Origin of the sequence: Streptomyces sp. NBC_01012 (assembly GCF_045162755.1) — a bacterium.
Lineage (GTDB): Bacteria > Actinomycetota > Actinomycetes > Streptomycetales > Streptomycetaceae > Streptomyces.
In genome coordinates, this window is the sequence record NZ_CP108688.1 from 6,561,543 (window position 1) to 6,575,583 (window position 14,041).

Annotated in this window: 10 protein-coding genes; 8 read left to right on the forward strand and 2 right to left on the reverse strand. The window is 72.2% G+C overall.

The window, feature by feature from the left end:
• The first annotated feature begins 9 nt into the window (after window positions 1-9).
• Genes dpgB through OG623_RS29380 form a run of 8 tightly spaced genes read left to right on the forward strand, consistent with a single transcriptional unit; the run spans window position 10 to window position 11,848 of the window.
• Window positions 10-735, forward strand: coding sequence for an enoyl-CoA-hydratase DpgB (gene dpgB, locus OG623_RS29345; RefSeq protein WP_406150563.1), 726 nt, complete (start codon window positions 10-12; stop codon window positions 733-735).
• Entirely contained in the window at window positions 732-2,126 is a 1,395-nt protein-coding gene (gene dpgC, locus OG623_RS29350; protein WP_406150564.1) for a (3,5-dihydroxyphenyl)acetyl-CoA 1,2-dioxygenase DpgC, read from the forward strand. Before dpgB ends, dpgC begins: the two co-directional genes overlap by 4 nt.
• On the forward strand, window positions 2,123-3,424 hold the full coding sequence (locus OG623_RS29355) for a PLP-dependent aminotransferase family protein (RefSeq protein ID WP_406150565.1): 1,302 nt from the start codon (window positions 2,123-2,125) through the stop codon (window positions 3,422-3,424). The genes dpgC and OG623_RS29355 overlap by 4 nt, the downstream gene beginning before the upstream one ends.
• Window positions 3,425-3,479: 55 nt before the next feature.
• Window positions 3,480-4,628, forward strand: coding sequence for a glycine amidinotransferase (locus OG623_RS29360; RefSeq protein ID WP_406150567.1), 1,149 nt, complete (start codon window positions 3,480-3,482; stop codon window positions 4,626-4,628).
• 50 nt (window positions 4,629-4,678) lie between these two features.
• On the forward strand, window positions 4,679-7,861 hold the full coding sequence (locus tag OG623_RS29365; protein ID WP_406150569.1) for a non-ribosomal peptide synthetase: 3,183 nt from the start codon (window positions 4,679-4,681) through the stop codon (window positions 7,859-7,861).
• A complete protein-coding gene (locus OG623_RS29370; RefSeq protein WP_406150570.1) occupies window positions 7,858-9,480 on the forward strand; it encodes a condensation domain-containing protein in 1,623 nt (540 codons plus the stop codon). Before OG623_RS29365 ends, OG623_RS29370 begins: the two co-directional genes overlap by 4 nt.
• Window positions 9,471-10,946, forward strand: a complete 1,476-nt coding sequence (locus OG623_RS29375; protein WP_406150572.1) for a lyase family protein — start codon at window positions 9,471-9,473, stop codon at window positions 10,944-10,946. Before OG623_RS29370 ends, OG623_RS29375 begins: the two co-directional genes overlap by 10 nt.
• Window positions 10,943-11,848, forward strand: coding sequence for a kinase (locus OG623_RS29380; protein ID WP_406150573.1), 906 nt, complete (start codon window positions 10,943-10,945; stop codon window positions 11,846-11,848). The genes OG623_RS29375 and OG623_RS29380 overlap by 4 nt, the downstream gene beginning before the upstream one ends.
• 21 nt (window positions 11,849-11,869) lie before the next feature.
• Here OG623_RS29380 and OG623_RS29385 read toward each other — a convergent pair whose 3' ends face one another.
• Window positions 11,870-13,312, reverse strand: a complete 1,443-nt coding sequence (locus OG623_RS29385) for an FAD-dependent oxidoreductase (protein WP_406150574.1) — start codon at window positions 13,310-13,312, stop codon at window positions 11,870-11,872.
• A 141-nt stretch (window positions 13,313-13,453) separates the two neighbouring features.
• Complete coding sequence (locus tag OG623_RS29390; RefSeq protein ID WP_406150576.1) at window positions 13,454-13,825, reverse strand: nuclear transport factor 2 family protein; 372 nt, start codon at window positions 13,823-13,825, stop codon at window positions 13,454-13,456.
• Window positions 13,826-14,041: the final 216 nt, after the last annotated feature.

Genomic DNA, 14,041 nt, shown 5'->3' on the forward strand with positions numbered 1-14,041 from the left:
GGTGTGACCATGAAGACCGGACGTGACCGGACGGGACTGCCCGAGGAACTGGGCGTCCTGATCCGGCTCGACGGCGGCAGTCCGCTGCCCGAGCTGACCGCGGCACTGGACGCGGCCTGCGAGCAGGCGGGGGAGCAGCCCGAACGGACCGTTGTGGTCCTGCGGTTCACCCCGTCGCCCGTCCAGCCCCACGAGTGGCCCGGCGGAGCCTCCATTCAGGAGGTCAAACGCTGGGAGCGCGCCCTGCGTCGGCTGGAGCAGCTCGACCACGTCAACATCGCCGTCGTCGAGGGCACGTGCGGCGGACCGGTGCTCGACCTGCTGCTGGCCGCGGACTACCGGATCGCGGGCCCCGACCTGCGGCTGATGCTGCCCGTGAACGAGGGGCACTTCTGGCCCGGCATGACCCTGTACCGGCTGGTGCAGCACATCGGGCTGGCCCGCGCTCGCCGCATCGTGCTGTGGGACTCCGCCATCGAACTCCACGACGCCACGGAACTCGGCATCGTCGACCAGGTCAGCGAGGACCTCACCGAAGCCGTCCACACCGCGGCCGTGCTGCGCGGCCGGCTCTCCGACCGGGAGACGCGCATCCGCAGGCGACTCCTGGAGGAGGCAGCGACCGCCGAGTACGACGACGCGCTCGGTGTCCATCTGGCCGCCTGTGACCGCGAGTTGCGGCGCCTGTCCGACATCGGTCAGGACGCGCCGGAGCGCACGGAGGCGGCCGAATGACGACCCAGGGCTCCCATCTCGTCTCCACCCGGGCCTCCGGCGGCATGTCCACCGGCGCTCCCGCCGCCCTCACCGGCGTCTTCGACGACGACGCGCGGCGCCTCGCCGCGCGCGCCGCCGAAGCCGAGCAGGCCCTCGCCGCACTCCCGTCGGTACCGGGGCGGTCCCCCGGCGAGCGGGCCCGCGCCGCGACTGTCCACGCCGAAGTGCGCCGCCTCCGCCGTGATTTCCTCTCCCGGCACACCGAGACCGTCTACGACCGGCTCACCGACGGCCTGACGCGCCGGCCGAGGCTGCCGGAGCTCGTGGACGCCGCCGCCGGCCTGGTGCCCGGCCTGGTGCCGACCCGCGAGCAGATGGCCGCCGAACGCCGCTTCGTCCAGGCGGAGAAGGAGGGCCGGGAGATCGACCAGGGCCGGTTCTGCGGCGCCGTACTGCGCTCGGCCACCGCCGGCAGGCACCTCGTGGAGACGATGCTCGGTCCCACGCCCCGCGCCCTGGGGCTTCTGGACGGATTCCGCGCCGAGGGCCGCGTCGAACTGGACACCGTCCACGTCGAACGCCGGGGCGCGGCCGCCCACGTCGAGTTCCGCAACCCCCGTCGGCTGAACGCCGAGAACGCCCGACTCATCGCCGATCTCGACACCGCCGTCGACCTCGTCCTGCTCGACCACACGGTCCGTGTCGGCGTCCTGCGCGGCGGCGTCGTCGACCACCCCGCCCACCGGGGGCGGCGCGTCTTCAGCGCCGGAGTCGACCTCACCGACCTGCGCGACGGCCGGATCCCGCTGGTCGACTTCCTCCTCGGCCGCGAACTCGGCTACGTGAACAAGCTCCTCCACGGACTACTCATCGACCCGGCCCCCGGCGCCGGGAGTGAACGGGGCGTCACCAAACCGTGGATCGGGGCCGTCGACACCTTCGCCATCGGCGGCGGCATGCAACTCCTGCTCGCCCTCGACCACGTCGTCGCCGAGGAAGGCGCCTACGTCAGCCTGCCCGCCGCCGAGGAGGGCATCGTGCCCGGTGCGGGCAACCTCCGCCTCACCCGGCAGACGGGATCCCGCCTCGCCCGGCAGATCGTGCTCGGCGGACGCAGGATCGCCACCACCGACCCGGAGGCCTCCACGGTCTACGACGAGGTCGTGCCCGCCGACCGCATGGACGAGGCGGTCGACCGCGCCGTGTCGGGCCTCTCCGCCCCCGCGGTCGCCGCCAACCGGCGCATGCTCACTCTCGCGGAGGAACCGCTCGACCACTTCCGCGTGTACCTCGCCGAGTTCGCCTTCGCCCAGGCGGACCGCGCCTACGCCCCCGACGTCCTCGAGAAGGTCGAACGCCGCTGGCAGGAGCGTGAACGGCGACGCGCCGCACGAGGGAGCCGTACATGACCCGCACCCCCGACCTGTACGAGGCGGACCTCCACGCCTGCCTCGAGGACCCGGTGCTCGGGGCCATCGGCTTCCTCAACGAGGTGATGAGCCGTCATCCCGACGCCATCTCCCTCGCACCCGGCGCCCCCCACCCCGACTTCGTCCAGGCACTGGACCTGCGCGCCCTGACCGACCGCTTCCTCACCCATCTGTGCACCGAACGCGGCCTCGCCCCCTCCCGCGCCGAGCGCATGCTCTACGAGTACGGGCCCGCCCAGGGCCTCATCAACGACCTCGTGACCGAGGCACTCCGCACCGACCAGGGCGTCGACGTCGCGCCGGAAGACGTCGTGATCACCGTGGGCGCCCAGGAGGCCCTTCTGCTCACCCTGCGGGCGCTGCACCGGAACGCCGGCGACCTGCTCGCCGTGGCCGACCCGTGCTACCCGGGCGTCGTCGGCGCCGCACGGCTCCTCGGCATCCCCGTGACCGACGTCCGCGAAGGATCCGCAGGACTCGACGTGGACCACCTCGCCGCCCGCTGTGCCCAGGCCCGCGCCGAAGGCCGTCGCGTCCGCGCCTGCTACGTCGCCCCCGACTTCTCCAATCCCGGCGGCGCCCGCATGTCCCTCGCCGCCCGGCACGCCCTGCTCGACCTGGCGGAGCGCGAGGACCTGCTCCTCGTCGAGGACAACACCTACGCCTTCACCGCCTCCGTGGACGACGCCCTGCCCGGCCTCAAGGCCCTCGACACCCGGCGCCGCGTCATCCACGTGGGCACGTTCGCCAAGGTCGGGTTTCCCGGCGCCCGCGTCGGCTACGCCGTCGCCGACCAGCGGGTCGGTCACCACGGCGGCGAACGGTCGCTCGCCCAGGAACTCGCAGACCTCAAGACCATGGTCACCGTCAACACCTCGCCGCTGTCCCAGGCCGTCGTCGGCGGCCTGCTCCTGGAACACGGGCGCTCCCTGCGGGCGCTGGCCCGGCGCAAGGCCGAACGCTACCGGGCCAACCTCGCCCGGCTGACCGACGCCCTGGAACGGCACCTGGCCGACGGCATGCCGGCGGGAGTCTCCTGGCACCGGCCGGCCGGCGGCTTCTTCGTCCGCGTCGACCTGCCCGTGCCCGCCGACCTCGCGCTCCTGGAGGTGTCGGCGGCCCAGTACGGCGTGCTGTGGGCGCCGATGCGGCAGTTCTCCCTCACCGACCGCGGCGACCGGCAGATCCGGCTGTCGTGCAGCTACCTGGAGCCCGACCGGATCGAGACCGGTGTGCGGCGCCTCGCGTCCTTCCTCACCAAGGAGGCCGCAGGATGACGAACGGCCACCACAAGCAGGCCGCCTCCCAACGCCCCACGAAAGGCACCCGTCGATGCGCCTGAACAGTTACGACGACTTCACCCCGCTGAAGGAGGTCGTCCTCGGCTCGGCCGACGGATACCTCGACCGGGTGCGCGACATGTCGTTCGACATGTTCATCAGCGACAACCTCTCCGGAGCCCGCGGCTACTACCCCTCCATCTCCACCTGGCGCGACAGCGAGGAACGCCGCAACCGCAACACCCCCCACCGTCTCGCGCAGAAGGAGCACTTCCTCGGCGAACTCGTCGAGGACGTCGAAGGCCTCGCCGCACAGCTCACCGCACTCGGCGTCACGGTGCACCGGCCCCTGCCTCCCGCCCCGTCGACGGCCAGGGTCGCCACCCCCGCCTTCGAGGCCGCCATCACACCCCCGCTCAACCTGCGCGACAACACCCTGATCATGGGCGACGAGATCATCGAGACCCCGCCCATGCTGCACGACCGCTACTTCGAGACCCAGTTCCTCAAGCCGGTCTTCCTGGAGTACTTCCGCGGCGGCGCCCGCTGGACGACCATGCCGCGCCCGATGATGACCGACCACTCCTTCGACCCCGCCAACGTCGCCCACGCCGCCCCGAACATCGAAGTACCCCTCGACCCGCGGCCGTCGCCGAACGACGTGGGCATCGAGCCGATGATCGACGGGGCCAACTGCCTCCGGCTGGGGCGCGACCTGATCGTCAACGTCTCCAACGCCAACCACGCCCTCGCCTTCGAATGGCTCCGACGCCACCTCGAAGGACGCTTCCGCGTGCACCGCATGGACCGGCTGACCCAGAGCCACATCGACTCCGTCGTGGTCCCCCTGCGCCCCGGGACCCTGCTGCTGCGCGACCCGGGAGTCGTCGACTACCTGCCCGAGGCCCTGCGCGGCTGGGACGTCGTGGTCCCGCCGCCGCCCGGTACCGACGACTACCCGCAGTACGCGAACGACGACCCCATCCCGGCGAGCCCCTACATCGACCTCAACGTGCTGTCCGTCGACGAGGACACCGTCATGGTCAACGACGCCTGCAAGACCCTCATGGCCACCCTGGAGAAGCACGGCTTCACCGTCGTCCCCGTCCGGCACCGGCACCGGCGCCTGTTCGGCGGCGGCTTCCACTGCTTCACCCTCGACACGGTGCGCACCGGTGGAGCCGAGGACTACCTGGCCTGAGCGCGCCGCCCCGTCCGTACGCCGGTTCATCGATCAGCAGGAGCGTCCCGATGCAGGAAACAGCACCCGACCCGGTCGCCGGGCAGGCGGCGGCGCCCGCCCCGCCGGAGGACTCCGTCGCGGCTCTCGCCCTGGCGTGCTCGGCGGACGCGGCCGCCGTGAGGTTCGCCGTGCGCCTGAAGGTCGCCTCCGTGCTGCTGGGCGTGGCCCCCATGGACCCCGACGCCTCCTGGCGCGACCTGGTGCGGCACGTGGGCACCGACGAGGGACGTGCGCAGGCGGAGGAGGTCTGGGCGGACGCGGCGGCGACAGCCGGTATGACCGCGGAGCGCCTCGGCGGCTACGAACTGCGCGCGCTGCGCCTGATGACGCAGGACCCGGACCAGCCGCACACCCGGCACGGACTCCTCTCGCCCGAGGAGACCGAGGCCGTCGTCGCGCGTGGCGCCGGCCCCGTACGGCCGATGCCCGGACGCCGCTTCCACGAACTCTTCGAGGAGCGCGTCCGCCGGCATCCCGACGCCGTGGCCGTCGTGCACGGGAGCACCACCCGCACCTATCGCGAACTCAACGACGAGGCCAACCGGATCGCCTGGGCGCTGCTGCGCGAAGGACTGGAGCCGGAGGACGTGGTGGCCGTCGTCACCGAACGCCACGTGCGGTGGCCGGCCGCCGTGCTCGCCGTGTTCAAGGCGGGGGGCTGCTATCTGCCGCTCGAGCCGGGGTTCCCCGCCTCGCGCGTCGCGAGGACCCTCGCCCGCAGCCGGTGCCGCTGGGTGCTCGCCGACCCCCGGGTGCCCTCCCTGGACGAGGCACTCGGCGCCACCGACACGGTGGTCCGCCGGATGACCGTCGAGGAACTCGCCCGGAGCGACGGGCCCACGCACGACCCCGAGGTCGCCGTGGCCGGGGACCAACTCGCCTACGTGTACTTCACCTCGGGGTCCACCGGCGAGCCCAAGGGCGCCATGTGCGAGCACGACGGCTTCCTCAACCACCTCTACGCCAAGATCGAGGACCTCGGGATCCAGGAGGGCGACACCGTCGGGCAGACGGCACCGCAGTGCTTCGACATCTCCCTGTGGCAGCTCGTGTCGCCCTTCCTCGTCGGCGGCCGCGTGCTGCTCGTCGAGCAGGAGGCCGTGCTCGACGTCAGCCGGTTCGTGGACCTCGTCAACCACCACGGCGTCCAGGTGCTCCAACTCGTACCCACCTACCTCGAACTCGTCCTCGCCGAGGCCGCCCGGGGCCGCGCCTTCCTCCCGCACCTGCGCGTCATGGCCGTGACCGGGGAGGCGCTCAAGAAGGAGCTGGTCCGCCGCTGGTTCGAGAGGTTCCCCGGCGTCCCCCTCGTCAACTGCTACGGCCTCACCGAGGTCAGCGACGACTCCCACCACGGCGTCATGCGCACCGTGCCGGCCCACCCCTCCGTGCCGCTCGGCGACACCATCCGCAACTGCCGCGTCTACGTCATGGACGAGCAGCTCCATCTCGTCCCCGACGGTGCCCCGGGCGAGATCGTCATCGCCGGCGTCTGCGTCGGCCGCGGCTACGTCAACGACCCCGACCGCACTGCCGCCGTCTACCACCAGGATCCCCTGCATCCCGCCGAACGCCTCTACCGGTCCGGTGACTTCGGCCGCAGGGTGCCGTCCGGTGAGCTGGAGTACCTCGGGCGGCGGGACGAACAGGTGAAAATCAGTGGTTTCCGCATAGAGATCGGAGAGATCGAGGACCGCCTGCTCCAGACTCCCGGCATCCGCGACGGCGCCGTCGTCGTCGCCGGCACCGACGACGACCCCCAACTCGTCGCGTACTACACGGGCGAGGACGCCCCCGACGGCCCGGAGACCGCACGGGTCCTCGGCACCTCTCTGCCCCACTACATGGTGCCGCCCCGGCTCCACCACGTCCGCGAACTCCCGCTGTCCGGCAACGGGAAGATCGACAAGAAGGCTCTCACCGCACGCGCCCGCGAGAAGGCTCACGCCCGGAGGACCGGCGGCACCGGCGCGCCGAACCTCGACACCGCCACCGAACGGCGGGTCGCGGACATATGGGCACGGCTGCTGCGCGTGCCAGGGGAACGCATCGGACGCGACAGCCGCTTCACCGACCTGGGCGGCACCTCGCTCTCCGCGATCCGTCTGGCCATCGAGCTCGAACGCCAGGTCACCGTCGCCGAACTCCGTGACACCCACACGGTCGCCGACCTCGCCGCCCTGCTGGACAGCAAGTCCGCCCCCGCCCCGGCACGCCCCGCCGATGGCCCGGCCCCGCTGCCCGTCCTCGACGCCCGCACCGCCGACCCGGACCCCGCCGCGCGCGCCGACGCGCACCGCGCCGCGGCCCTGGACGCCCTCGCCGCCTCCGGCGCCGTCATGCTTCGCGGCGTCGGCGCCCGCACCCCCGCAGACGTCGCGCGCGTCGCCGCCGCGCTCGGCATCGAACCGATGACGGAACGGGAGGGCTTCGCGCCCCGCACCGCCCTCGCACCCGGCGTGTACTCCGGCAGCCACTGGCCCGCCGAAGACCCGATGTGCATGCACCACGAGCTGAGCCACGCCGCCACCGTCCCCGGCACCCTGCTCTTCGCATGCCTCAGCGCACCCGACAGCGGCGGCCGCACGACCGTCGCCGACTCCCAGCAGGTCCTCACCGCGCTCCCGCCCGACCTCGTGGCTCCCTTCGCCGAGCACGGCTGGCTGCTGCGCCGCGCCTACCACGACGTCGGCCTCTCCTGGCCCGAGGCGTTCGGCAGCACCGACCGTACGCCGGTCGACACCTACTGTGCCGAGGCCGCGGTCGACAACACCTGGCTCCCTGACGGCCGCCTGGTGACCCGCCAGCGCCGCACCGCGGTGGTGGCCCACCCCCGCACCGGGGTGCCCGTCTGGTTCAACCAGATCGCCTTCCTCAACGGCCTCACCCTGGAACCCGCGATCCGGGAGTACCTCACCGACGTGTACGGCCCTGACGGACTGCCCTTCGACACCGCCGCAGGCGACGGCACCCCCGTCACCGCCGACGCGGTCGAGAGGATCAACGCCGTCTACGACCGGTTCACCGTGGGGGAGCTCTGGCAGGAGGGTGACGTCCTCCTCGTCGACAACATCCGCACGGCCCACGCCCGGGAACCGTACGAGGGCGACCGGCAGATCGCCGTCGTCCTCGGTGACCCACTGCAACTGCCAGGCCACGTCCTGCCGCTCGGCGACGGCGGACCGTCGTGACACCTTCCGGCCCCGCCGTCCGCGACGGCCGGTCCACGCCCGGCGCCCCGGCCGGGCCGGTCGTCCTGCCGGCGACGTACGCCCAGGAACGCGCCTGGCTCGCCTCCCGCCTGGCCCAGGACCCGCCCACCTACTGCGCCGTGGACGAGTTCCCCCTGCACGCGGCCGTGACCGCGAACGACCTCGTGCACGCCCTCCAGGTGCTCATGGACCGCCACGAGCCCCTGCGCACCGTCCTGCGCACCGTGGACGGACAGCTCTGCCAGGAGGTGCACCCCCACCCGGAGCCTCAGATCGAGCTGCTCGACCTGAGCGCGTACGACCACGCCGCACAGGCCGAGGAGCGGCGCTCCCTGCACGCCCGGCTGGCCTGCGGCCCGTTCGACCCGCACCGGGCACCCCAGTGGCGCGCGGCCGTCCTCGATCTCGGGGAGGGAGCCTGGTCGGTGGTGTTCGCCGCCCACCACACGGTGTACGACACCGCCTCCGGGTTCCACGTCCACGCCGAACTCACCGAACTCTGCGCAGCCGCCGAGGAAGGACGCGACCCCCGCCTGCCCCGGCTCCCCTTCGGCTACGGCGCCTACGCACGGCGCGAACGCGGCCGGCCCGTCGCCGGCGCGCCCGCCGACCACTGGCGGACCCGTCTGCACGGACTGCCGCCCGTGCACACCGTGCCGCTGGACAGGCCGCGCCCGGCCTCCCGTACCTTCCGCGGCGCCGAGGTGCGCACCGCCCTGCCGGCCGGCACCGCAGCAGCCCTGACCGGCGCCGCCCGTCACCACGGCACCCGGCCCGTGATGCTGTTCCTCGCTGCCTGGACCGCCCTGCTCCACCACCACTCCGGCGCGGAGGACGTCGCTGTGGGCCTGCCCGTCGCCGGGCGGGACGACCCCGCGACCCGCTCCATGGTCGGTACCTTCGTCAACATGCGCGTTCTGCGGGCCGACCTCTCGGGCGACCCCGACGGCACCGAACTCGTCCGCCGCACCACCGCCGCCGTCCGGGCCGACGAACCGTACGACATCCCCTTCCAGAGCCTCGTCGAGCTCCTCGCGGCGCCGCGTCTGCCCGGCGTACCGCCCCTCTACCAGCTGGCCTTCAACCACACCCCGGCCGGCGGTCTCGGCCCGCCCGTCTCCTCCTGCGAGGAGGACCTCCTCCTCGACGTCGCCGACAGCGGCGTCCGCCTCGTCTACGACACAGCCCTCTTCGGCCGCCTCACCGCCGACACCCTGCTGGCCGACTACCTGCGGCTGCTCGCCGCCCTGCTCGACGCGCCAGGCACCCGCCTCTCCGCGCTGCTCCCCGGCACGCTCGCGCGGCGCACACCCCGCCCCGCGGCCACTTCGCCGCGCGCGGGGACGGCCCCACGCGACGTGGTCGAGGAACGGGTGGCGGCCGTCTGGCGGACCCTGCTCGGCACCGGCGCCGTAGACGTCCACGAGGACTTCTTCACCGCGGGCGGCCACTCGCTCCAGGCCCTGCGCCTGCTCGCCCGCCTCGCCCCGGAGCGGGAGAGCGGCATCACCCTGCGGACCTTCTTCGCCGACCCGACGGTGGCCGGACTCGCCACCGCCCTGAAACGCACCCTTCCCGGGAGGACAGCATGGCGGTGACCGGCCGGATCGAAGGCACACCCAGCGACGTGTGGCACGAGGAGGTGCTCGCCGCGCAGTTCGCCTACGAAGCCGAACACTTGCTACCCCACTACGTCGCCGTCGAGCGGGCCCTCCTGCGCGAGTACCTGCGGATGGGACTGGTCGACATCGCCGGTGCGGCGGCCCTCGACGCCCGCCTCGGCTCGCTCGACGCCGACATACCGAGCGCCGACCCCACACAGAACATGTCCGACATCTCCTTCGCGCTGGAACACCACGTCCAGTCCGGGCCCACCCCGCCGTTCGCCGCCTGGCACGTCGACCGCAGCCGCAACGACGCCCAGGTGTGCGCCCAGCTCATGGCCGCCCGCACCAACTTCCGTGCCATCGCGTCGGACCTCCTGGAACTGGGACGGGCCGTCACCGTCCTCGCCGGCCGCCACACCGACACACCCATGCCCGGTTACACCCACGGCCAGGCCGCACAGATCATCACCCCCGGCTACCACCTCGCCGCCCTCGCCGCAGAGACCAACGCCGCACTGCGCCGCATGCTGCACACCTACGACGAGACGGACGCCTGCCCCCTGGGATCCGGCGCCATGGCCGGCCAGGAACTGCCCTGGGACCGCGCCCGGCTCGCCGCCCACCTCGGCTTCGCCCGCGCCCAGCCACACGCGCTGGTCGGTGTCGCCTCCCGCACCTGGACCGTCTCCATGGCCACGGACCTCGCAGGCTACGCCGCCGTCCTGAGCCGCTTCACCACCGACCTGATGACCTGGAGCGGCAGCGGCTTCGGATTTCTCGACCTGCCCGACAGCCTCACCGGCATCTCCGCCGCCATGCCGCAGAAACGCAACTTCCCCGTACTCGAACGCATCCGCGGACGCTGCGCCCACGTCGTCGGACGGGCGGCGGACCTCGTCGCCGGACAGCGCAACACCCCCTACAGCAACACCGTCGAGGTGTCCAAGGAGACCGGCTCCCACCTGCACACCCAGGCCGGAGCCATGCGCTCCCTGCTGCGCCTGACGCACGCCGTCGTCACCGGAGTCACCTACCACACCGACCGGATGCGTACCGCCTGCGCCGAGGACCACCTCGGAGGCTTCACCCTCGCCAACCGCCTCACCCTGGACTGCCGCATCCCCTGGCGTACCGCCCAGATCGTCGCCGGACGCTACGTCAAACGCGCCGTCGAACAGGGGCTGCGCGCCGACCGCCCCGACGCCGGCCTGCTGCGCGCCTGCGCGGCCGAGTCCGGGTACGAGGTGGACCGGGCCGCCGAACTGCTCGCCGAGTCCTTCGACATCGACCGCGGACTGCGCGCCAAGAACTCGTCGGGCTCCACCCACCCCGACAGGGTCGGAGAGTTCCTCGCCGAGGAGGAGAGCGAACTCGACCGGCTCGGCGCCGAGTGGTCGTGCCGGAACGCGGCGGCCCGGCCGGTCGACACCCCCCTGACCGCCCAGGACCTCGCATGACCTGGCCGCCGACGGCAGCCCGCCGGGTGGCCGTGGACATCGACGAGGGCACAGGGGCCGCTCGCGGCACGTTCGGGGAACTCCTCCAGGGTGTCCTGCCCGACGGCACCGCCTTCCTCGTCACCCTTCCCATCAGCCTCGGCAGCCGCGCCAGGTTCCGCTACGACCGGCACGGTCCGCTGCACGTCTACCCCGCGCACAAGACCAAGTCGCTCGGGCTGGCGCGGTCCATGCTCGACACGCACGGGGCCGGCGGGGGAGGAACCCTTCTTCTGGACAGCGACCTGCTCGTCGGTAAAGGCCTCGCCAGCTCCTCCGCCGACCTCGTCGCGACGGCCCGCAGTGTCGGCGTGGTACTCGGCCTCGACACCTCGCCGGGCGCCGTCGAGGACTGGCTGCGCCCCGTCGAACCGACCGACGGGGTCATGCACCCGGGCGTCGTCGTCTTCGAGCACCGCGCCGTTCGGCTCCGCGCCCACCTCGGCGCGCTGCCGCCCGTCACCGTCGTCGCGGTCGACGAGGGCGGACGTCTCGACACCGTCGCCCACAACCGGCGTCCCCCGCACGTTCCGTCCGCGCTGCGGCACGAGTACGCGTGGCTCGTCAGCGAGCTCGCCGACGCCGTCCGTGCCGAGGACCTGCACGCCGTCGGCGCCGTCACCACACGCAGCGCGGTACTCAACCAGCGTCTGCTGCCCAAGCGCAATCTCGAGGCAATGACCGGCATCGCCGAACGCCTTGGCGCGCCCGGCGTGGTGTGCACGCACAGCGGTACGATGCTCGGCCTCCTGCTGGACGCCACCGACTCCGGGTACCGGAAGAGGCTCGAAGCGGCGCGCTCAGCCTGCGCGGCGCTCCCCGGAACCCTCTCCGTCTACCGGTCGGCCGCCGCGGACCGGTAGACGGGGAGGAGTCCGGACCGGTCACACCGGAGCGGACTCCGCGCTCTTCGTCCAGTGCATGCCGTCCTGGGAGACGACCAGCCCGTTCTTCACGGCCGGAGCGTCGTCGGCCGGCTCGCCGAAGGCGGCCTGCATCTGGATGCGGTGTCCTTCCCAGTGGACGTCGCGGGACTGCTGCCGCAGGTCCTTCTTGCGCTGTTCCCGGTAGGAGTCGGAGGTCAGCGCCGTATCGTCCGAGGCGCCGCCGCCCACAAGGCCGACGAACGCCCCGGCACCGGGCGCGGGGTCATGGGTGACGCGCCGCGCATCGCTGAAGTACTGCTGCTCGTCGCGGGTGACGTCGTAGAAGCTGACGAGGAAGTCGTGGAAGGTCTGGTACTCCGTGCGGTACCTGGCCTCGTACTCCGCGAAGCACTCCTCCTCCGCCAGCTCGCCGCTGAGCACGGTGTTGATCGAACGCGCGGCCAGCAGTGCGCTGAACGTGGCCATGTGCACGCCTGAGGAGAACAGGGGGTCGATGAAGCCCACCGAGTCGCCCACCAGCGTCATGCCCGGACGCCAGAAGGTCTCGTGCAGGTACGAGTAGTCCTTGCGCACGCGGATCTCGCCGTACGGTCCCTCGGTCACGCGCTCGGCCTCGGACAGGTAGTCGGCGACGAGAGGACAGTCGGCGATCATCTCGGCCAGCGCCTCGCCACCGTCGCCCCGGATCCGGTCCGCGCAGTCCTTGCGCACCACCGCGCCCACCGAGGTGAGTGTCTCGGTCAGCGGGATGTACCAGAACCACCCCGAGTCGAAGGCGACGCACGTGATGTTGCCGCTGTTCGGCTCGGGGGCCCGCTTCCCGCCCTCGAAATAGCCGTAGAGCGCGATGTTCTGGAAGAACTCCGAGTAGAGCCGCCGGCCGCCGATGCGCCCCTGCAGCCGGCTCTGGTTGCCGGAGGCGTCGACGACGAACCGGGCGCGCGTCTCTCGTTCGATGCCGTCCTCGTCCTTGTAACGGACCCCGGACACCCGGCCGTCGTCCTCCAGGACGTCGCGGACCGCGCAGCGCTCACGGACCACGACGCCCTTGCGCCGGGCGTTGTCGAGGAGCAACTGGTCGAACTTCATGCGCTCGACCTGGTAGGCGAACGAGGTGGGGCCCGCGAACTTCTCGGAGAGCGCGAAGTCGAAGGTCCACGGTTCGGTGTTGGAGCCCCAGCGGAACGTGCCGCCACGCTTCTTCGTGAACCCGGCACCGTGCAGTTCCTCGGAGACACCGAGGAGGGCGCATATTCCGTGCACCGTGGACGGCAGCAGGGACTCGCCGATCTGGTGCCGGGGAAAACTCTCCTTCTCCAGAAGCAGGACCCGGTGGCCCTGCATGGCAACGAACGTCGCGGCCGACGACCCGGCGGGGCCGCCTCCGACGACGATCACATCGAACGACTCTGCCGATTCCGAATCGCCGGTACTGGTCATTGGGGGCCTTCCGACCGAGGGGGACCGGCCGACGTGAACGGCCGGCGGCAACCATGACGAGGTCGTCCGGACGGAAGCCTCGCGGACCGTGACCGGCTGGGCATCGGTGTGAGCCACCGTTACGTGCGGGGTGCCCCGCGCTCACACCATCGGCGAGAAGAAGTAGGTGTTGCGGACCTCGAAGAGCAGGTCGTCGTCCAGCCGGAAGAAGTCGGCGAACCTGAGTTCCACTTCGCTGCCGTCCTTCAGCGTCCCGCGGAACCCGCCCTCGACAGCGGCGTCGTGAGCGCCGACCACGAGCTTGACCACGGTGTGGCACCCCCTGTCGATGACCCGCTGACCTCGGTAGAAGGCGTCGAGCCCGTCCCGGCCGACGATGGGGTCGTAGCCCGGCCGCTCATACACCGCACGCCGGGCGAAGAGCCCGACCACTCCCTGCACGTCTCCGTCGTCCACCAACGCGTAGTAGCGGTGGATCCGTTCGGCGATCTGCTCCACCTCGAAAGCGGTCATGCCGTTACCTTCCGGTCAAAGGCGCTCAGTGCGCTCCGCGCGACGGGGAGGCGACTGGCGCTGGGGGTGGGGGGAGTGGGGGTCCTGACTCCGGTGCGGGGGCGGACCCGGCGGGCAGCAGGCGAACGGCCTGGCTCCGCGGCTCCTCCAAGACTAGACACACTTCGCCGCGTTCGGCAGACCGGCGGCGGACGAAGTACGGTCCGCGACGGCGGT